The sequence below is a fragment of the Undibacterium sp. RTI2.2 genome, from assembly GCF_035018705.1.
GTDB lineage: Bacteria > Pseudomonadota > Gammaproteobacteria > Burkholderiales > Burkholderiaceae_D > Undibacterium.
Genome location: NZ_JASJXN010000001.1, coordinates 1 through 22,084, shown reverse-complemented (window position 1 = coordinate 22,084; position 22,084 = coordinate 1). Strand labels below are relative to the sequence as shown.

General features: G+C 45.5%; 17 protein-coding genes. 3 read left to right on the top strand and 14 right to left on the bottom strand.

Features of this window, described 5'->3' with window-relative positions; genetic code table 11:
- Positions 1-6: 6 nt before the first annotated feature.
- The 5 genes from bcsD to QN395_RS00065 form a co-directional block, all read right to left on the bottom strand.
- Entirely contained in the window at positions 7-504 is a 498-nt protein-coding gene (bcsD, locus tag QN395_RS00085; RefSeq protein WP_322119504.1) for a cellulose biosynthesis protein BcsD, read from the bottom strand.
- Positions 505-868: 364 nt separating this feature from the next.
- Complete coding sequence (gene bcsQ, locus QN395_RS00080) at positions 869-1,648, bottom strand: cellulose biosynthesis protein BcsQ (protein WP_322119505.1); 780 nt, start codon at positions 1,646-1,648, stop codon at positions 869-871.
- Positions 1,649-1,709: 61 nt separating this feature from the next.
- A complete protein-coding gene (gene tldD / locus QN395_RS00075; protein WP_322119506.1) occupies positions 1,710-3,170 on the bottom strand; it encodes a metalloprotease TldD in 1,461 nt (486 codons plus the stop codon).
- A gap of 166 nt (positions 3,171-3,336) precedes the next feature.
- A complete protein-coding gene (locus QN395_RS00070) occupies positions 3,337-4,149 on the bottom strand; it encodes a carbon-nitrogen hydrolase family protein (protein WP_323492427.1) in 813 nt (270 codons plus the stop codon).
- A gap of 265 nt (positions 4,150-4,414) precedes the next feature.
- The gene (locus QN395_RS00065) at positions 4,415-8,779 is read right to left on the bottom strand and encodes a YhdP family protein (RefSeq protein WP_323492426.1); all 4,365 of its coding nucleotides are present in this window, start codon (positions 8,777-8,779) and stop codon (positions 4,415-4,417) included.
- A gap of 445 nt (positions 8,780-9,224) precedes the next feature.
- Between QN395_RS00065 and glnE the strand changes: the two genes are divergently transcribed.
- Entirely contained in the window at positions 9,225-12,011 is a 2,787-nt protein-coding gene (glnE, locus tag QN395_RS00060; RefSeq protein WP_322119509.1) for a bifunctional [glutamate--ammonia ligase]-adenylyl-L-tyrosine phosphorylase/[glutamate--ammonia-ligase] adenylyltransferase, read from the top strand.
- A 129-nt stretch (positions 12,012-12,140) separates the two neighbouring features.
- Here the strand turns inward: glnE and pbpG are convergent, their stop codons facing one another.
- The 3 genes from pbpG to QN395_RS00045 form a co-directional block, all read right to left on the bottom strand.
- Positions 12,141-13,145, bottom strand: coding sequence for a D-alanyl-D-alanine endopeptidase (pbpG, locus tag QN395_RS00055; protein WP_322119510.1), 1,005 nt, complete (start codon positions 13,143-13,145; stop codon positions 12,141-12,143).
- 293 nt (positions 13,146-13,438) lie between these two features.
- Complete coding sequence (locus QN395_RS00050; RefSeq protein ID WP_322119511.1) at positions 13,439-14,134, bottom strand: nitroreductase; 696 nt, start codon at positions 14,132-14,134, stop codon at positions 13,439-13,441.
- A gap of 130 nt (positions 14,135-14,264) precedes the next feature.
- The gene (locus tag QN395_RS00045; protein ID WP_322119512.1) at positions 14,265-14,696 is read right to left on the bottom strand and encodes a thioesterase family protein; all 432 of its coding nucleotides are present in this window, start codon (positions 14,694-14,696) and stop codon (positions 14,265-14,267) included.
- A gap of 438 nt (positions 14,697-15,134) precedes the next feature.
- Here QN395_RS00045 and QN395_RS00040 point away from each other — a divergent pair, with 438 nt between their 5' ends.
- Positions 15,135-15,701, top strand: coding sequence for a phasin family protein (locus QN395_RS00040; protein ID WP_322119513.1), 567 nt, complete (start codon positions 15,135-15,137; stop codon positions 15,699-15,701).
- Positions 15,702-15,800: 99 nt separating this feature from the next.
- Here the strand turns inward: QN395_RS00040 and QN395_RS00035 are convergent, their stop codons facing one another.
- The 6 genes from QN395_RS00035 to QN395_RS00010 all read right to left on the bottom strand — a co-directional run bounded on the left by QN395_RS00035 (position 15,801) and on the right by QN395_RS00010 (position 21,379).
- Complete coding sequence (locus tag QN395_RS00035) at positions 15,801-16,523, bottom strand: ABC transporter ATP-binding protein (RefSeq protein WP_322119514.1); 723 nt, start codon at positions 16,521-16,523, stop codon at positions 15,801-15,803.
- On the bottom strand, positions 16,523-17,293 hold the full coding sequence (locus QN395_RS00030) for an ABC transporter ATP-binding protein (RefSeq protein WP_323492424.1): 771 nt from the start codon (positions 17,291-17,293) through the stop codon (positions 16,523-16,525). Before QN395_RS00030 ends, QN395_RS00035 begins: the two co-directional genes overlap by 1 nt.
- 11 nt (positions 17,294-17,304) lie before the next feature.
- Positions 17,305-18,501, bottom strand: coding sequence for an ABC transporter permease subunit (locus QN395_RS00025; protein WP_322119516.1), 1,197 nt, complete (start codon positions 18,499-18,501; stop codon positions 17,305-17,307).
- Positions 18,502-18,511: 10 nt separating this feature from the next.
- On the bottom strand, positions 18,512-19,441 hold the full coding sequence (locus QN395_RS00020; protein ID WP_322119517.1) for a branched-chain amino acid ABC transporter permease: 930 nt from the start codon (positions 19,439-19,441) through the stop codon (positions 18,512-18,514).
- Between the two features lie 538 nt (positions 19,442-19,979).
- Positions 19,980-20,915: a 4-hydroxy-3-methylbut-2-enyl diphosphate reductase gene (gene ispH / locus QN395_RS00015; RefSeq protein ID WP_322119518.1), complete on the bottom strand. Its 936-nt coding sequence runs from the start codon at positions 20,913-20,915 to the stop codon at positions 19,980-19,982.
- 8 nt (positions 20,916-20,923) lie between these two features.
- Positions 20,924-21,379, bottom strand: coding sequence for a peptidylprolyl isomerase (locus QN395_RS00010; RefSeq protein WP_322119519.1), 456 nt, complete (start codon positions 21,377-21,379; stop codon positions 20,924-20,926).
- Between the two features lie 305 nt (positions 21,380-21,684).
- Here QN395_RS00010 and QN395_RS00005 point away from each other — a divergent pair.
- On the top strand, positions 21,685-22,084 hold a 400-nt coding region (locus QN395_RS00005; RefSeq protein ID WP_323493087.1), incomplete at its 3' end, for a helix-turn-helix domain-containing protein.

The window sequence follows — 22,084 nt, the reverse complement described above, 5'->3', positions numbered from 1 at the left end:
ATCTGATCAGCGACGAGTGAAGTAAGCCTGCTCCTCAACTTGCTTTTTCAATTGAAACACAATCAAAAGACCATCATCCAATACGGCTCCACGTTGTGACAAACGCAAAGATTTATCAATACCCATTGATTCAAACCAATAAGAATAAACACCCTCTAACAAAGCAGGAGACCAATCCAAAGCTTGTTCACCAAAAGCTACTTTAAGAGGACTTGCGTTATGCTCGATCAATAGGCAGTCCGACTCGTCGCGCAATTGCACCCAACCCCAATCGAGGTCGGCCCAAACTTTGTTGATCCCAGATTCGAGAGTGAGCAAAGTTTCACCGCCATCAACCTTAAAACTAGCGGCCATTGTCAGCCCCAACTTATACATAAAAGTGCGCAAATCATTTACATCTCCCTGCGCAGAAAATTCAACAGAGAATGCGTTTAAAAATGCACGCCACTGAACAGAGCATTGCTGCTGTTCGTAATAATTAATATTGCTGACTGGTTTACTCACATCGAACCTTTACATACGTAATCGGATCATAACTACTGACCAGACTGGGCATTGTTAGTATGTTGAACTGTAGCATTTCAATAAGACTATCGTCCAGTAAATAGAGATAGACAAATGTTAAGTATTTATAACTTCCTATCGAAATATTTAACAATTCAATCCGGATTATTTAACATAGGCAGATAGGAACTAAGCAATCATTAGGCCATAATTGCATGTTTCCTCATAAAAAGTAATCGTTTATCAATAACCACTATTAACAAAGAATAGAGATTACTCTCTTGACCTGGCACTGCACTCTTGAAAATACGATTTTTACAATCAAACCTAATTTAATGCTGCAAGTTCATAAAAAATAAAGTATTTATCGTCTTGATTGTATCTCATACAACGTCTGCATTAAATCCACGACCAGCTCTTGAACGGCCTGTGCTGCCGGGCTATCAGGCTCAGATTGAAGGATAGGATACCCATATGCGAGTGCCTCTTCCAGTTGTGTACTTTCTGGGATAACGCAAGGTAGCATTCTGTCACCCAGCCGCTCAGAGAAAAGTGCGATTACGTCTTGCGCCAGTTGTTTCTTTGAGCCCTGATTCACCACGTAAGCAGACGGTTTGAATATAGTGGATCTGGCGTTATGGGAATCAATCAAGGATTCCATCTCTGGAATAGTGGCATACGAGGCAGCATCGGCCAGCAATACGACTAATAGAAAGTCCGCCGCATTTATTGCTTGAGTTAAGTAGATAGATGGACCAGGAGGTGTATCTAAAAAGACAAACGTATCTTTTGGCAAATTAGCGCGCAATAGCTGGTTGAGTAGCCAATCCTCATCTTGCTCCAGAACTTGTTCAAAAGCGATGCGCTGTTGCTCGCCTGCACTACCGTAGGGCACAAAATCGACCCCAAAAGTACTTGAGTAAGCGGCATCCCACAACCGGGAAGTAGCTCGGTTAGCAATTGTGCTAATTCCGCTAGTGTCTGACTGATCTCCCCCACCCATATGCCATTGCACAGCATTTTGTGGATCGAGATCAATCACCAGACTCGGGTAGTCGCGTTGTGCGATACCCGCACTCAGGTTGGCGGTGGTCGTCGTTTTACCCACGCCGCCTTTGGCAGAAACAATAGCGATAACAATCATGAGCCGTACCTTTGGGCAAGGCTAAACCAGTTTAGAATTTCATCTATCAACATCGTTAAGATCAAGCTGTGCCGCCCACAGTAAGACCATCAATACGCAAAGTAGGCTGGCCAACACCAACAGGCACGCTCTGCCCTTCTTTGCCGCAAACACCGATACCAGAATCCAGACGTAAATCATTACCAATCATTGACACACGATTTAAAACATCGGGGCCGTTACCGATCAAGGTTGCACCTTTTACCGGGTAGGTGACTTTGCCGTTTTCTATCATGTAGGCCTCGCTCGCAGAGAAAACGAACTTACCGTTCGTGATATCGACCTGTCCGCCACCAAAATTAACGGCGTAGATACCATTTTTAACGGATGCCAAAATCTCAGCAGGATCTTTGTCGCCAGCCAGCATGTAGGTATTAGTCATACGCGGCATTGGTAAATGAGCGAAAGATTCACGGCGGGCGTTGCCAGTGACTGGCATTTTCATCAAACGGGCGTTCATTGTGTCTTGGATGTAGCCTTTCAAAATGCCGTCTTCAATCAAAGTCGTGCATTGAGTCGGATTGCCCTCATCATCAATATTTAATGAGCCACGCCGATCCTGAATGGTACCGTCGTCCACTACAGTCACGCCTTTTGCCGCAACGCGCTCGCCGATACGACCTGAAAAGGTGCTAGAACCCTTGCGATTGAAGTCGCCCTCCAGTCCATGACCAATGGCCTCATGCAGCAAAATTCCAGGCCAGCCAGATGCGAGCACAACAGTCATAGGACCAGCAGGCGCTGGTCGTGCATCCAGATTCACCAATGCGGATTTGACTGCCTCGTCCGCATATTGATCAAGTAAAACATCGGAGAAATAACCGTAGTCATAACGACCGCCGCCACCGCTGGACGCCATCTCGCGGCGTCCATTTTGCTCTACGATCACGGTCAGGGAAACCCGTACCAGCGGTCGGATATCTGCAGCAATCACGCCATCGCTACGCGCGACTAACACGACGTCGTACTCACCGGACAAGCTAGCCATTACCTGCACCACACGCGGATCTTTAGCTCTGGCGATTTTTTCTAAGCGCTCTAGCAAAGTGACTTTTTGAGTTGCATCTAAAGACGCAAGCGGATCGTTTTGCAAATACAAACTACGGCCACCGACACCTTGCATACTGGAAGCGACTTTGATTTTGCCCGTGCCCTGGCGTGCAATCGTGCGGGTTGCGTTGACTGCATCTTGCAAAGCTTGCTCAGAAATCTCATCCGAATACGAGAATGCTGTTTTATCGCCAGAAATTGCCCGTACGCCTACGCCCTGATCTATAGAAAAACTACCGGTTTTGACGATGCCTTCTTCCAGGCTCCAGCCCTCGCTTTTGGTGAACTGAAAATATAGATCAGCGTAGTCAACCTTGTGGTTAAACATGGAACCAAGTACTTTAACCAGCTTGGATTCATCCAGACCGAACGGGGTCAATAAAATATCGCGGGCAATCGCCAGGTGGCGCAGATTGGGTTCAAATGGTGTCATAGTGTTCTATCAGTGTTTTTGAGTATTCTAAGTGTGCCAATTACAGAATAAGAATGGCGAATGAATAGATTGTAGAGCATGTCTGGCATATAAATAAATTTGCGCAAAGTATGGTTTTGTATCGATCGACGGATGGGACAAATTATCGGACAAGTTAGCAGAGAAATTAGCAGGCTAATTTTCTATGCTTTAAAGCAGGCAAGCTAGTCCTGACGGCGCTCAGATTGGCCCAATCTAACTCACCACCAACCACACCTTCACCTTCCGCTAGCACATCCACAATCTTGCCCCAAGGGTCGACCAACATGCTATGCCCCCACGTACGGCGACCATTAACATGCTGCCCACCTTGCGCCGAGGCTAGCACATAACATTGGTTTTCTATGGCTCTGGCACGCAGCAGGATTTCCCAATGCGCTTGTCCTGTCGTGAAAGTGAAAGCTGCCGGGACCACAATCAAAGCACAATCTCCCATGGATCGATACAGTTCTGGAAAGCGTAAATCGTAGCAAATCGATAAACCAATTTTGCCAAAACCAGCATCAAAACTCACTACATCATCGCCCGCCGTAATAGTGCGGGATTCTTCATAGGACTCTGTGGCTTTGGTAAAACCAAATAAATGAATTTTGTCGTAACGACTAACTAGCTCGCCTTGCGGGTTATATACCAAAGTCGTATTCAAGACTTTATCCGACTCTGTTGATACCAACGGCAAAGTACCACCGATAATCCAAACGCCCAGACTGCGTGCACTATCCGCTAAAAATTGTTGAATCACACCCGGCTGCTCAGCGTTGCCAATATGCTCGGCAATCTTAAATTTATCCGCTTCATGCAATCCCATGATGGGCCAGTATTCCGGCATCAATATCAATCCGGCACCTGCATCGGCGGCCTGCTTTAGCAAGCGCTGCGCAGTCGCCAGATTCTCTTGTAAGACAGGCGTAGAGATCATTTGTATAGCGGCGATTTTCATTTATATCCTCTGAAAAAAACAGCAGGCTCAGTTGGCAAAACCAAGCTACAGATTACGAGGGATTTTAACATACTCCCCATAATTTTTAAAAAATATATCTTATTGTCCAATGATTACTTGGACAACTACAATATACCCATATCCAGTATATTTAATTACCTAGGTAGTGAACTTGCAATACTCAGTCAAAATCCTGATCAAACTAGAGCAAGCTTTACCGGTTCCGAAACTTCCGCCGCCAATCATCCAAGCAGTTTTCTAATACCTATTTAACTAATATCGCCTCAGCTTTAGGTAAGGTATTTTGTGCTTCTTTATGGTCCATCTTGGTGACTGTCGGTTCTTTCCAAGAGCCAGCCACCGAGTACTCGTACGTGAAGGCTCTCGCCAATGGTTCACGCAAAAATAGTTGTGCCAAAAATGTACCCAGACCAATCACAGGATTAACGGCTAAACCGTACACGACTGAAGCAGTGCCCGCATTAATTTCGGGAATCACTGCCACGTGCAGATTTTGCGACTCTTTCACAAGATCGGCGGTGCCGTCCATCAATACGGTTGCGTTCACGCTACGCATTTTTAAGTTTTCTGTTCTTGCCGTGCCCTGCTGAATTTGGGCTGTTCCCAAAATTGAATCAAACGCAAACCCATCTGAAAAGACATCCCGAAAATCCAACGTCAAACGTCGCGGCAAGGATTGCAAGCTCAACACGCCCAATAACTTCGCCGCACCTGGGTCCACTTTTAAAAACTGTCCTGCGGCCAGCTCCAACTGTACTTGGCCCGTCATACTTGGTACATCCAGGGCAAACGGCAAACCGTTCCATGTTACATCGCCCTGCAATTTGCCACGACCGCCACGCAACACGTTGGCAAAACCTAATCGATCTAATAATTTGCCTGCATCGCTAATATCTAAAACGTAATTTAAATTAGTTAAGCCTTCGCCAGCACGACTACTCCATTTGCCAGACCCCTTTAACTCTGCATCCTCGTTCTTAAGCGATATCTTTTGCATGCGCCATTCGCGCCCGGTCGATAACGGGAAATTATTAGCAATCAACTCCAGACGACCCAATTTTTTATTAAATAGCTCAAAATTATCCGCCACAATATCTAAACTTGGGATTTGGGTGCCGCTGCTTTTGCCTTCCAACAAATCAGTCACGTCTGAAGCTGCCGACTGTGGAATAGTCAACTTACTCAAGCGTGCCAGTACGTTGCCCAAGCCTTGCACATTTGCGGACTCGCTCCAGCTCAAATAACCCGAGGCTTGGCTGGAATCGATATTTGCCTGCCACAATCCCTTTTGATGCGTAGCACCCAACACGACGTTATCCAGCTTTTTTCCCATCACGTGTAGCTCGGCAGTACGCACTGCCAACACGCTCGGCTCTAAATAAGCAGACACATCAAAATCAGCTTGGGTATTTGTATTGCCAATAGCTCCGGGAACAATGTCGCCACTCTCGTTAGTGTTGACACCCTCTTTAGTAACGGCAAGCTTAGTGTTTGTATTAGCACCCAGGCTCATCAAACTACGCCATTCATCCACATGCAGAGATTTAAAATCGATATTTGCGTTCAGCCCGCTATCTGGCTCTGGCGCAGGAGCATTAACGCCAATCCCACCGCGCAAAACTTGCCAATTGGCATTATTCTCAACGGACTTTTGGCGTTGGTATTTGATGGCAATAACATTCCCTAAATTCAGCTTCAGCTCATCGCGTATTAGATTAGCATCATTAGAAAGCTGCGGCAGCATTTCAAAACGCAATGCCATATTCTCGTTAGCAAGTTTGCGTAAAGGCGCAGGGAAATTCAGCGCTAGTCCTTGCAGGGACGATTCAATCAAAATTTCTGGCTGACGTTTTTTGACGTTGATACTAGTCGTGTAATACGCAGAGCCTTGTATCTTGTCGACCAAACGCTCTTTGGCTAAGACCGGAAAGTTTTTACGTAAACCGTCGGCAGTCGCAAATCCATCTAGTTTGACACGGATACTGCCGTCTTTTTGAGAGCCCCCTGTGACCACCGCAGCGCCGCCTAATATTGTGCCTTTAAGCGTATTTAGCGCTACGCCTTTTTCATTAAATTCCAACTTGCCATTGACGCCACTGATCATGGGAATACTACTTTGCAGCAGCACGTCATTACCTGCAAACTGCAAGGCTCCCTGGACTTTGGAGTCGACCATATGACGCAAAGGTAGTTGCAATTTCAAGCCTAGTTGCGCCGTCGCGCTGGCCTTGCTGTCTTTGAGAAAATGTCCAAGCCAGCCGTCGACCGGACTGGCGTTCACATACTGCAACATGGTTTGCAAATTGCCATTGACTGTACCGTCAATATTCAAAATCCCATCATGCGACAACAGATCAGGAATTACCGCTTTCACTTTGCTTAAATCGGCACCATTGGTTTTTGCAGTCTCGACACGGATCTCCATTTTGGCGCGGTCAAATATAAAGCTACCGTTAATACTATCAATCACTGGCCAAAGCGGATTCTTGCCATCTTCCGACAAATGTCCGGGAGCGAAATCGAGCTTACCGTTGACTATATTGCCTTTAACCCAAAATTCACCCTGATGATTTGGGCGCCCCTCATGTACAGCAAACGGGAAATGTGCCAGATCACCTTTAACCCGCAAAGTCACATCATCTGCGCGACCATCCAGCAAGGCTCCGATCAGCCAGTGACGCAAATCCTCTGGCGCATTGGCCGGGATAAAGCGATCGATTTGCTTAAGGTCAAAGCCCGAGAGTTTGCCCATCAGATCGACTTCACTGGACTGCGTAGCCGTAGCGGATCGATTAGCTTGATTAGGTGAAGATAGATGGTTCTGCCGCATCGACATAATGTATTTTCCAGACAAAGAACCCGTCATCTGGTCTTGCTGAAACTCCATCTGATTCAACTGTACGGCTAATTTATCTTGCGCTAAAAATTGCCAGCTCGCTTGCATTTGCAGCTTTTTAAACGGCATCAAAGGATCGACAAAATACCCCGACATTTGCAACGCCAGGTCTTGCGAATCAATCGTAAAGTTGCCGCCTTTATCGCTGGCATCTAAAGTGCCGGACAAATTATCAAAACCAGGAATCGCAGGCACCGCAGCTTTGGCAGACGTATTACCGCTTTTGGCTTCTGCCAAACGCGCAGATTGCGGCTGCATAGACAGGTTATTGAATTCACCAGTGACGCTGTAGGATGCAATGGCTGGATAACTACCCTGCCATTTCGCTCTAAAATTTTTGAGCTGTCCCTTGGGCGCAAAATCAATTAGCATGCGGCGCTGATCTGCCGGCAAAGGCAAATGTTCGGCGAAATTTGCTAAAGTTTGCAGATCTAATTGCTTAGCGTACAGCTCCACTTTTTCTGGCTGTCCGTTTTCACCGGGAGTAAAGTTTTCGGTAATACTGGTTGCTGGCAACAACTGTCCGTCCCGCGCCTTCATAGAAAAATTAATCAGCGCAATCTGATGTCCAGCCTGACCGAATAAACTAGGCAGATAGCGCACGCCTAAGGCCGCACGCTCGCTCGCCACAATACGTCCACTGACTTGCTGCATATCCAGCACGGGCAAGTCTTTGCGAAAGGTTCCCAGGACATCGGTCAATTTAATATCTGCGGTCAAATCGGCAATCCGCCCATCGTCCCAACGCACCCAGGATCGGACTGAGCCAAAGGCTGTTTTAATATCCGCAGGCAAATCGATATACGCTTTCACGGTTGCCAAATCGGATTGGCTCACATCGGCATATAAGTCGCCAGTCCAGTTAGAGAAATCAGAAATTTTTCTGGTAAAAACCGGATGCTGAAAATCACCACGGATATCCAGGGGCGCTGCCAACGTTGCAGGCGGAACTGCCTTAAAAGCAAACTGGTGCCGCCGCCATTGGTTGGTCAAGATAAAATTAACGCCTGACAATTGCAACGCAGGGGCTTTGCGCTGCAAATCCGTCCAACTCACGCTGCCGTCACGGATCACAATTTCATGTTGCGCTAAGACCCAATCGAGGCCTTTACTTTTATCCGCATCCTCTTCCGAGGGTTTGGTATCGATCAAAAAACCTGCGACATAGAGCTTGCCGTCGGGCTGTTTTTCTATCGCCAGCGATGGGCGCATGACTTCTAATTTATCCAACCTTAACTCAGCGAAAATCACTGATGTCCACGACAGGCTGGCAGATACTTGCGGCAGCACAAGAGCCACTTTACCCTGCTGATCGTGGATGATGATATTGCCTAGCTCTAACACAGGATTAAGCTTATTCCAGGATGCATGCAAGGTCGTAATGCGTAGATCACGGCCTATGGTCTTACTGGCAATTTGCTCGATGTCGCCCTTATAGCGATCGACGTTGGGCAGTACGCCATAGCGCAGCACCAAAAACAAAGCGCAAAACAAGAAATAACAAATGACAAGCAGTTTAAAAGTTACCCGCAACAGGGCAAATAAAGCCAGACCGCATGCCCAGCCAAAAGAATTACAGGAACGCAACAATACACCGAAGGGGGAAGATCGGAGCTGTTGGGTTGGCAACGGCGCAGGCACATCAGTAGGCTGACCGATAGCCTGATGCGGATCGCTTGCAGGAGAAGGTGGCAAAGGCGGCGTATTTTTCATTACTTATAAGACTTACGCACAATTATTCCGGCAAGGTAAATCGAAGAAAACCACAAAACCGAGTGGCGAAACACTATTGAGAGCACAGTAAAGAAAGTAATGGGCACCAATCTGCGCAAACGGTTTTGCGTAAGCTCTACATTACACCAACGCATTTTCCAGAAAATATCGCCCGGCAATGACAAAAACTGATCTGCCAACACGCTGCTCTTTACATCAAAAACCAATATACTCCCCCACTAATTATAGAAAAATGTCTTATTGTCCAGGTTTTATATGGACGATTAAATATACTTATAGAGAGTATATTTTATTTATGCGTATTTCTGTACGCTAGCTCACTTATACAGACGATCGAAATTATCCTGAAAAATCTGCCTTCAAAATCCTACCGGCGCCTGTCATTTGCCTTAAAATCATTTCTCTACTTCACCAATACAAGCATATGAACAAGCTTACGGCAAACAATACCGATGTGTTTTTAGATGGCGGCTCAGATGGCCGTTCAGATGGCCGTTCAGATGATCTATCGGACCAACTCCCACATTGTTTGTCGCGCTTTGTAAGTCGCTGGCTGCAAGCGGACAGCAGCCGCATCACCATATTGCAAGAGACAGTTAGATTATCGTTGAGCCCAGTGATTTTTGCTCAGATTTTACAAAAAGAAATACAAGCAGGTGCCAGCTTGCACAAAGCGATGCGCCGCTTACGTAATCTGGTGATTTCTAGCCTGATTATCCGTGACTTGAATGGACAAGCCGATCTGGATGAAGTCGTCACAACAACGAGCAGTTTTGCCGATTTTGTCGTGCAACAGCATTTGACTGCCTTGATGCAAGAGGCTGTTGCCCTCTACGGCACGCCGATTGGAGAAGAATCCGGTGAGGCGCAAGAATTAATCGTGCTCGGTATGGGTAAGCTGGGGGGCGACGAACTGAATGTATCTTCCGATATCGACTTGATTTTTTGTTATGCCGAGAACGGCGATACCAATGCCAGTGCCGAGCAACGTGGCTTATCTAACCATGAATTTTTTAGCCGGCTTGGTAAAAAATTAATTGCAGCAATTTCTGAAGTCACCGAAGACGGTTTCAGCTTTAGAGTTGATATGGCCTTGCGCCCCAATGGCAACTCCGGTCCATTGGTCGCTAGTTTTGCGATGGTTGAAGAATATTTTATGGTGCAAGGCAGAGAATGGGAGCGTTACGCCTGGGTTAAAGCACGTGCGCTCACTGGCAAACCTTTGGATATTCTGGCGCTAGATAAAATTATTCGACCGTTTGTATATCGACGTTACCTGGATTATGGCGTGATCGATTCGCTGCGCTCGATGCACGCACAAATCCGTGCCGAGGTCATACGACAGGAAACCCGTCATCCAGAACGTAGCAACAACGTTAAACTGGGGCGAGGCGGCATACGGGAGATTGAATTTTTAAGCCAGGTATTTCAGTTAATACGGGGCGGACGAGAAGCCAGCTTGCGCGACCGGTCTACTCGCAACACGCTACGTACCCTTGCAGAGAAAAATATCCTAGAGTCTGCCGTCGTCGATCAATTGCTGACCTCGTACGATTTTTTGCGCAATCTGGAACATCGCTTGCAATATCTGGATGACGCGCAAACACATACATTCCCAGCCAAGGAAGAAGATCAGCTGATCATCGCGCAAATGATGGGCTATGGTTCTACCCGCGAATTACTCAATGAACTAAGCCTACACAGACAATTTGTTGCCGAACAATTTGATGCTATTTTCAAAGAGAAAAAATCGCTGAAAAAAACCGGTGATGATAGCGTGCTGGCAGCGACTTTATCTGGTGCAGATGGTGACGAAATGCTGGAAGTTTATCTCGTCTCATTACATTTCCATGATGTGCCAAGTGCAGTAAAAAGACTGATGAGTACGTGGCGAGCGCCGCGACTGCAATCGCTGTCCGATAATAATCGTAATAAATTAGTCGCCATCATCAATAGCGCCTTAGCACTGATTGCCAAACAAAGTAGCGGTCAGTTGGCAACGCTAAATCGTCTATTGGATTTTATTGAAGCGATCGCCAAAAGATCGGCCTATCTTGCGCTGCTGACCGAGTATCCGTATGCATTGGAGCGTGTCGTCAGGATGATGGGCGCGAGCGATTGGGCAGCTAAATTTTTAACCCGCCATCCAATATTACTTGACAGTGTTCTGGACGAAACAGCCCTACATCAAGATGTCGACTGGGACAATTTTAGTACCGAACTACAACAACAATTAGACCAGCACCAAGGCGATACTGAGCGCCAGATGGAAACCCTGCGTGAGATGCATCACGCCCTGCTATTCCGTTTGCTGGCACAAGATTTAGAGGGTAAAGCCAGCGTAGAACATTTGGCCGATGCCTTGTCGCAACTGGCGGATGTGATCGTGGCAGCGACGATACAAGCAGCCTGGCAAACGATTTCCACTCGCCACCGGGAGCAACCGCAATTTGCCGTCATCGCCTACGGTAAATTAGGTGGTAAAGAATTGAGTTATGCCTCCGATCTGGATGTCATTTTTTTATATGACGACGACGATCAAGACGCACCGGCCAATTACGCCAAACTGGCGCAGCGCTTTATTACCTGGATGACTTGCCACACACCTGCCGGAATTTTGTTTGATGTTGATATCGCCTTGCGACCAGATGGTGCTAGTGGTTTGCTGGTATCGTCGGTTGCCGCATTTGCCAAATATCAGGAAAAATCTGCATGGCTATGGGAACATCAGGCCTTAACGCGAGCACGATTTTGTGCCGGTGATGCGCGTATCGCAACGCAATTTGATCAGATTCGGGAGCAAGTTTTAAGACAAGTACGTAACCCGGACAAACTCAAAGAAGAAGTGATCAAGATGCGCAAAAAAATGCGCGATGCACATCCCAATCGCTCTAATTTATTCGACCTGAAGCAAGATGCAGGCGGCATGATAGATATTGAATTTATCGTACAATTTTTAGTCTTGAAGCATGCCCATACCTACCCGCAATTAACCGCGAATATCGGCAACATCGCGCTGCTTAAACTATGTGGAGAATTAGGCTTAATCGATGCTACTCTGGCAGATCAAAACGCCAACGCTTATCGACTGCTACGCAAGCTTCAACACAACCAGCGCCTGCAAGGAGAAGAGCAAGCCCGTGTTGCACCAGAACAGATTGCAAAGGAAGTTACCAGCACGCGCGCGCTTTGGCATGGCTTGCTGGAATAAAAGCGGAGTAAGGCAGGAAATAAAAAACGGCTGATAAGGATCATACTATCCCTATCAACCGTTTTTTTAACCACTTGCAAAACCCGATTAGCCAAATTAGCCGGACCAGATTTAATTTAGATTGAAAAATCAGGCTTGCGGTTTAATTGTTTCTAACCACTTACGAATACGTCCCGCATCAGCCAGCCGGGAATATTTACCTTTGGAGTCAAGAAATACCATCACAATCGCACGGCCCTCTATCATTGCCTGCATGACCAGACAACGACCCGCTTCGGAAATATAACCAGTCTTTTGTAAGCCGATTTCCCAGGTAGGATTTGCGACTAATTTATTCGAACTTGAATACTGTAAAGGACGTCCGCCTGGAGAAACAATATAGCTGGTGTCCGTTGAATATTGGCGAATTACTGGATGCTGGTAGGCCGCGTTAACCAAGCGCACCAAATCCTGAGCGCTGGCGACATTGTGGCTAGATAAGCCGGAAGAATCGACGTAATGCGTTTCGGTCATGCCTAATTCTTTTGCCTTGGCGTTCATCGCAGCGACAAATGCTGGCAAACCACCGACGTAGTTTCTACCCAGAGCAGAAGCGGCACGGTTTTCAGAACTCATCAAAGCGATATGCAATAGATCGGCACGGGATAATTTGGAGCCAATTTTCAGACGCGAGCTTGTCCCTTTTTCTTTGTCGAGATCATCGTTCGTGATTTCAATCTCTTCACTCATGTCTTGCTTGGCCTCGACCACAACCAAACTCGTCATCAATTTAGTGATCGATGCAATCGGCAACGAAACATTCGAGTTTTTTTCAAACAGGACTTTGGAACTGGCTTGGTCTACAACGAAGGCAACATTGGATTGCAAAGCCAAAGGATCTTGCGTGTGCTTAAGACCTGCGATATCACCCATTGTTGCTTTTTCAGCGACAACGGCTACGACCGGGACGCGTTGTGTGACCACACGCTTCTTGCCATTAACGATAATCGTGTGTGTCACAAATTTGCTTGCAGCAAGTTTCGTGACTACTTTTTTGTGCACGTGCTTCTTGTGGTGCACAACTTCGGCAAATACGGCTGATGCTGGTAGCATCGCAACGCAAAGAATAAGTGCCTTACGAGCAAATTTAAGCATCAATCGCTCCCAAATATAAATGTAGAAAATTTGATGCAGTGTAGCAAAATTGTGAAAATTCGCAAGAGAATTAAAGACTTATGCGCATTACTTGAACAAAAGTCTAGTGTCACGGATTAGTCATAATCAATTTTTCCCGACGTGGATCGGATAGTTTAAGCAATTGATAATTATCTCAAGCCGAAGCGATCTACAAAATTACCCCGGCAGGCGTAGCAACAAAGACAGCATCTTAGTCGAAGTAGGAGCTGCAACGCTACCGAGACGGTGGCAATGATGGCTTTAGCTAAGTTCTAATCTAAAAACTTAACGAAATCATCAACTGCATCACGTTCTGTGATCAAGGTATTTTCTATCTTGCTGTGATCCGCGTAGCCAAGCGACATGCCGCAAACCAGCATTTCGTTTTCTGGCAAGTTTAATACCTCTTGAATAATTTTATGATACTGAGTGAAGGCCGCCTGAGGGCAAGTATCAAGACCGCGCCCCCGTGCCGCCAGCATAATATTTTGCAAGAACATTCCATAATCTAGCCAGGAACCTTGCTCCATAACGCGATCAATCGTAAAAATCAAACCGACCGGAGCATCAAAAAATCCGTAATTGCGCCCGTGCTGCGCGTGGATGCCAGATTTATTTTCTCGACCGAGACCAAGTAACGCGTATAAATCCCAACCAACCTTACGACGGCGCTCCTGATAAGGCGTGATCCACTTGACTGGGTAGTAGTTATATTCTTGTTTATGCTCTTGCGCCTTCTCTACATCATTGTGTACCGCGAGTATGCTGGCTGACAACAATCGCAATTTATCCCCGGTTAAGACATACACTTTCCAAGGCTGAGTGTTACTGCCTGAAGGCGCACGGGCAGATACCGTTAAAATTTTGCGCAGCTCTTCCTGATCAACTGGCGTCGGTAAGAAAGACCGGATTGAACGTCGGGAAACAATAGCTTCATCAACATGTTGTTGGCTTGGGGAATTAATCATTATTACTCCGTGTATAGTTTTTAGGACTTATCAGAAATTGTCTCAGCAAAGCGTGGCGACGAAGGCCGTACATACAAGTACGACCAGGAGACGCGACACAGCTAAGGTTGTTTTGCGAGGGCTCTGCATTTTAAATTGCTATTGTTTTTAACAAATCCCTTACACGGTCTGGGATAACCACTGGCCTACGGGTAATCCGGTCAACATAAACATGAACAAAATGACCTTGTGCTGAGGCAGTGTCTTCATCGTTTTTAAAAATGCCTACCTCGTAACGGACACTAGAATTACCAAGTTTAGTGACGCTGACACCGGCGCTGACCACATCCGGAAAAGCTACTGAATCCAGGTAATTGCACTGAGTTTCAATTACTAATCCGATGAATGGACTTTTCTCGATATCAAGCACGCTGTTGACAATCAGAAATTGGTTTACGACGGTATCAAACCAACTGTAATACACCACATTATTTACATGTCCATAAGCATCATTATCCATCCAGCGGGTGCTGATGACATGAAAATGTTTAAATGCACTTCTCTGTTTTGCCTCTATTGCCATTTTGTCGCGCTCCACATGTGTGACTCATATTTAGGACTTACACAAAACTGCCCCAAAGCGTTACAGCACCTAGTCTTACTAAAGTACTACCCTCTTCGCTACGCCCTGCCGGGACAATTTTGCGTAAGTCCCAATCTTAATGAAATACCATTTCCTGTAAAAATAATACATGAAGCTACGGGATGATTTCATCCCCTGGTCACAATTAGCTTCGATAATCGCCGCAGATTAGAAAGAATTTGCTAATAATCGTTTATCCCTATTTCTAATCATGCCATTATTTTCAATAAAGACAATTTTGTTGCAATGCACAATTTTCTTGACTTCGCTCAATTAATCAATAAAATGCTTCATATTGCATCGCACAATATCAGCTATAAATAGTTTCAAAAATGCAACCCCTGTCATCAAATTGAACGATCCTTTTAGGAGAAATCTATGTTTTCTGCACCAGAACAATTTTCCGCTGCCACTAAAGCAAATTTCGATGCTCAACTTGCCATGATGACTGCGCTAACGACTAAAGCATTTGAAAGCGTAGAAAAATTTGTAGAACTAAATTTGACCGTTGTTAAAACCTCCATGGAAGAATCTACAGCAAATGCCAAGCAATTAATGGCAGCTAAAGACCCACAAGAATTCTTTACATTATCAGCTGCCCACGCACAACCGAATACAGAAAAAGCTTTGGCATATGGTCGTCATTTATCAACAATCGTTTCCAGCACACAAGCAGAATTTACGAAGGCAGCAGAATCGCAAATTGCAGAAACAAATCGCAAAGTCGTAGCGTTATTTGAAGAAGTCTCAAAAAATGCACCTGCTGGCACAGAAGGCATGGTGACTTTCGTTAAAACTGCCATCACTAATGCCAACGCTGGTTACGACCAACTAAGCAAAACGACCAAACAAGCTGTCGAAGCGATAGAAACAAATATGACAACGGCAGTAGCGCAAATCACCAAAGCAACAGAAAAAGCAACGCCTAAAGCAACCAAGAAATAAGTTTTAATTTGAATTTGAAAATTCAAATTAAATAAACACAAAAAAGCCCCGAGTGAAATCGGGGCTTTTTTGTGTTTATCGCTTTGTCATTTGAGTAATTTACTCACCCAAATAAGCCGCCTGAACTTTAGGATCATTCAGCATATCTTTAGCATTACCAGACATAGTAATAGCCCCCGAATCCATGACGTAGCCTCGATGCGCCGCTTGCAGTGCCAGCTTCGCATTTTGCTCTACCAATAAAATAGTTACCCCTTGAGCGGAAACATTTCTGACTACTTCAAAAATCTTTTCCACCATGATTGGGGACAAACCCATAGAAGGCTCATCAAGCAACAGTAAATCTGGATGACTCATCAAAGCACGTGCCATCGCCAACATTTGTTGCTCGCCACCAGACAAAGTACCTGCCAATTGCGCCGCACGTTCTTTCAAGCGAGGGAAAACCGCAAACCACTTTTCTATGTCTGCATTAATTCCCGCTTTGTCATTGCGAATAAATGCACCCATCATCAGGTTTTCTAAAATGCTCATACGCGTAAAAACACCGCGCCCCTCAGGTACCATAGCTAAATGGTTATTCACCAGTTCAAATGAAGTTACCCCTTTAATGGATTTGCCGTTATAGAGAATTTCGCCCTCTACTTTAGAGCTTGGTAGCGTACCGGTAATTGCTTTAAGCGTCGTTGTTTTACCGGCGCCGTTGGCACCAATCAAAGTAATTAACTCACCTTTGTTCACCTCAAGATCAATACCTTTGACCGCTTTGATACCGCCGTAAGCAACCTTGAGGTTGCTGATTTTCAATACGTTATCAACCATTAGTGAGAACCTCCCAAATACGCTTCAATCACTGCAGGATTTTTTTGTATGTCTGCAGGTATACCCTCGGCTATCGGTTTGCCGTAGTCCAGAACCGTAATACGGTCACACAAACCCATCATTAATTTGACATCATGTTCAATCAGCAAAATAGTTTTACCCTCTGCTTTGATTTTTACCAGTAGCTCACGCAACGCTAACTTCTCAGTGGCGTTCATACCGGCAGCAGGCTCATCAAGTGCTAATAATTTTGGGTCCGTCGCTAATGCGCGGGCAATTTCTAAACGGCGCTGATCGCCGTAAGACAGAAATTTAGAAGTCCGGCTAGCAAACTGACCAATACCAACGAAGTCGAGCAGCTCTTGCGCACGGAGGCGGATTTCTGCCTCTTCTTTTACCGCCGCTGGGAAACGAAACACCGCACCAAAAACACCTTGATGAGTTCTGATATGGCGTCCCACCATGACATTTTCTAAAGCGGTCATTTCACCAAACAAGCGGATATTTTGGAAAGTCCGCGCAATACCTGCTTTGGCAACCTCATGTGGGGCAGAAGGTGAATAAGGCTTACCATCCAATTCAAATACGCCAGAATCAGGTTGGTATAAACCAGTAATCACATTAAAAAAGGTTGTTTTACCCGCACCATTAGGACCAATCAGGCCATAAATTTGGCCTTGCTTGATATTGATGCCGACATTCGATAAAGCCTGCAAACCACCGAAGCGTTTGTTTGCACCTTCAATTTTTAAAATAGTTTTTTCAGTCATGTCGATATCCCTTAAGCCTCGGCAGTTTTGTCATTGCTGCTAGTCGGTCGATCTTCGTGTTTTGGCGCTGGCCACAAACCGGCAGGTCGATTCAGCATGATCAGGACCATCGCAAGACCGTATAACAATTGACGCAATACTTCGGCTTCAACCAAAATTTTGCCGAATAAAAGATTTTGCAAAGGCTCAACGCTGTGACGCAATATTTCAGGCAAGGCTGCTAACAAAATTGCACCCAAAATAACCCCTGGAATATGCCCGATACCACCTAGCACCACCATCGCTAACACGACAATAGATTCAGTCAATGAGAAAGATTCTGGTGACACAAAGCCCTGGAATGAGGCGAACATTGCACCAGAAACACCACCAAAGGAAGCCCCCATTGAGAATGCTAATAATTTAATGTTGCGAGTGTTAATACCCATCGCTTTAGCGGCAATTTCATCTTCACGTATCGCAACCCAGGCCCGGCCTAAGCGCGAATTTTGCAAACGTAGTGAGACAAAAATAATGACAATACAAAGTGCTAAAAACAAGAAGTAGTAGGCATTCACTGAAGGCATGCTAAAACCAGCAATATTCAGTGTCGCATTTGAGCCAGCCTCACCGGACAAAGACACACCAAAAATCCGGATAGGGTCAATCATGTTGATACCTTGCGGACCATTCGTAATATTCACTGGTGAATTCATGTTATTCATGAAAATACGGATAATTTCGCCGAAGCCCAAAGTCACAATAGCGAGATAATCACCACGTAACTTGAGGGTAGGAGCGCCCAGCAAAGCACCAAACAATCCAGCCACAGCCGCCGCAATAGGTACGATTATCCAGACCGACAAATGCAAACCAGTCTGAGCGATTTCGGGACCGAAGACCGCCATCAAGAAATTACCAACAGCCGGATAATTATTGACAAAAGATTCAAGCACCACAGCAAACTGCGGCGAAGCAAGCAAAGCGGCAATATAGGCACCAACCGCATAGAACGCGATGTAACCTAAATCCAATAAGCCAGCGAAACCGACAACGATATTTAGCCCTAGCGCCAACATAATATAGAGCAAAGCAAAGTCAATAATACGTACCCAGGAGTTACCAAAATTGGCGGCAACAAAAGGGAATACAACTAAAATAATGGCGAGGACTGCAAAGCTAGAGTAAGCCTTACTAGGATTTGCTTTTATATCAAATAAATTCGACATTGTTTTCTCCTTAGGCTCGGTCTGCAACACGTTCACCCATAATGCCGGATGGGCGCAGCGTCAACACAATGATCAAAACAACGAAGGCAAAAATATCCTGATACTGACTTCCCAGTAAGCCTCCGGTTAACTCGCCGATGTAGCCAGCACCGAGACTTTCAATCAATCCAAGAATAATGCCACCGACCATAGCGCCATAAATATTCCCAATGCCTCCTAGTACCGCAGCAGAGAATGCTTTTAAGCCGGGTAAAAATCCCATTGCAAATTGAGCAGAAGAATAGTTTGCGGCCCACATCACCCCTGCGATTGCAGCCAGTGAAGCACCAATCGCAAAGGTCGCGACAATCACTTTATTCGAATCGACTCCCATCAATCCGGCAACTCTTGGATTCTCTGCGGTAGCACGCATAGCACGTCCCATTTTTGTTTTTTCCACGAGTAAGACCAAACCAACCATGGCGAGCGTCGCCAAAACTAGCAGTAGTACTTGTGTTTGTGAAATCACCGCGCCGCCAATCGCGATCGGCGTGGAGGGCATAATACTTGGGAAAGAAATTGGGCTGCGACCCCAGATAATCATCGCAAAAACCTGGACTAATTGCGAGATGCCGATCGCTGTAATTAATGGAGCCAGTCGCGGTGCATTTCGTAGCCTTCGGTAGGCTACCCTCTCGATCACCACGTTCAAAATAATACAAACTGGTATTGCCCCCAAAATCGCGATGATTAATTTGACGATCCCCGGGAGATCAGGAGCGACATGCTGAAGAAAACTAATAATCGTTAATCCTGCCATCGCGCCGACCATCAACACGTCGCCATGAGCAAAATTAATCAGATTAAGTACACCGTATACCATCGTATAACCTAGTGCGACTAAGGCATACATGCACCCTAGTACCAGTCCATTAATAATTTGTTGGATAAATGTATCCATATTGCTTCTCTCTTTAAGAACTAATCGGGATTTTTACTAAGATATCAACTTATCTCAATCTGCAAAACACTCAGCAAAAACCATTCCTGATAACAAAAAACGGCACTCCGTCTTTCATGAGTGCCGCTCAATTTCGACGCCTGTTAGCCTAAACGACGTGTCATGTAATCCGGAGCAATAAAATTGTGCTGATAACGCATATGAAACTCTCCTCTGCAACTTTGAATGAAAAGCTTTTTGTAATATTTTTAGATGCCACTTATATGCTACTTATATTTCATGCACTGCAATGATGCAGTTTATTAAAACAGGAGGAATTATAATGAGATTGAACATCAACACAATGGCAAAAATATTGCAGATATGTTTTGTTCGTCCCCATACTACACCACCACTACCGCCTGTAAAGCAGAAATCAGCGTTGCTGCCGATCAAAGCATAGCTATGTTAATGATGAGTAGACGAAATAAAATACTGAATAAAAACAGACTTGCAATTTAAAATTTGCAAGCATCGAAAGAACAATTCCTTTTGCTGATTACTTTATGCCCGTCAATCCTTTTGGCATAGGAAAAGTCACACTCTCCTCAGCACCGTCTAGCGTGCGTACGCTTAAGGCGCCTAACTGTTTTAAGTGCTCAATGACTTGTTGAACCAGTATTTCAGGGGCGGATGCGCCTGCTGTGACACCAATACGGCGACAGTTGTCCAACCATGCTGGTTGAATTTGTGTCTCGTTATCGACCATATAGGATGCCGCACCCTTCTTTTGCGCAACTTCACGCAGACGATTAGAGTTAGAACTGTTGGCGCTGCCAACAACGATCACTAAATCGACTTGCGGCGCCATAAATTTAACAGCCTCTTGGCGATTTGTTGTTGCGTAACAAATATCGCCTTTTTTGGGCTCGCTAATTTGGGGGAATTTACTCTTGAGGGCACCAATAATCTCTATCGTGTCATCGACAGACAAAGTAGTTTGTGTGACATAGGCAAGTAAATCCGGATTTGCAACTTCCAATAAAGCAACGTCTTCGACCGTTTCAACCAAGTGCATGCCACCCTCAGTTTGACCCATCGTCCCCTCAACTTCAGGATGTCCCTGGTGACCGATCATGATAATTTCACGGCCTTCTTTCCGCATTTTTGCAACTTCTATGTGTACTTTAGTGACCAAAGGGCAAGTTGCATCAAACACGGTTAAGCCTCTTGCCTCAGCTTCTTTTCTAACCGACTGTGATACGCCATGCGCCGAAAAAATAACCGTATTTCCGGCAGGTACATCATCTAATTCTTCAATGAAAATAGCACCTTTTTCTCGAAGATCGTTCACAACATAAGCGTTATGCACAATCTCATGACGCACATAAATGGGTGCGCCAAATTGTTGTAATGCGCGCTCAACGATTTCTATTGCTCTGTCAACGCCGGCACAAAAACCTCGTGGTTGCGCCAATAAAATTTCTTTGTCCATTTGTCGCTTTATAAAATGCCGATAATTTTTGTTTCAAACAAAACAGTTTGTCCTGCAAGAGGATGATTGAAGTCAAACAATGCACCCTCGGCGTCGATAGATCTCAAAATTCCGGCAAAGCGCCCACCCGAAGGGGCTGCAAACTCAACCAAATCACCGATCACATATTGCTCACCAAAAGCGGAATTTTCTTTCAATGTAGCGCGCGACACACGCTGAATCAGCTCAGGATTACGTGGTCCAAATGCATTTTCTGGTGCCAGTTCTTGCGTAATTTGCGAGCCCTCTTCCAGACCCAATAAAGCGCGCTCAAGTTCTGGCGCCAGTTGGCCCATACCCATTTGTAATGTGGCAGGACTTTCTTCAAAGGTACTAATAATGTTTTCACCGTCCAAAGTAGCTAAACGATAGTGCAAAGTCAGATATGCATCTGATGTAACGACTGGAATGACGGGATTTGACATGATAATAAGGATGTTCGATCAAGGCACTATTGTATGTCATTCCAATTCTAATGAAATAGAAGAACGCAGTGTGCAGGTATGGGTTCTGAGCAGACTTAATACAAAACACATGTAAACGGGGTGTAAATAAATGATTTTTCTTTAGATATTTGATTACTTCAATTTTCCATTTTTATATACTCCCCTTTATTTTTCTTAAAAATACCAGGCGGATTCAAGTACGAAGAGCAACGTTGAATAAAAAGTCAAAGGGTCAGATGCGATAGCATTCTGCCTTTTGACCAGCCAGTCGAAAGTTGCCGAATATGCGCTACACACACCTAACCCAAGACGAACGATACCAAATTTACGCACTGCGGTTAGAAAAAAAGACAGTCAGCGAGATTGCTGCCGCACTCCATCGTCATAAGTCCAGCATCCACAGGGAACTCAAGCGCAATACCGGAGGAAGCGGGTGGCGCCCCTTACAAGCGAAAAAAATAGCCGACGAACGACAAAAGAATAGTCGTAACGCACGACGTATTGATGACAACGACTGGCTCGCCGTCTCGACCTACCTGCGCATGGACTTATCGCCGCAGCAAGCAATCGAACGGTTAAGCCTGGAACGGCAGGAAAAAATGAAGAGCAGTCATGAAACCGTCTATCTGCGCATCTACGCTGACCGCAGAGCGGGCGGCACTCTCTTCAAGCATCTGCGGGGTC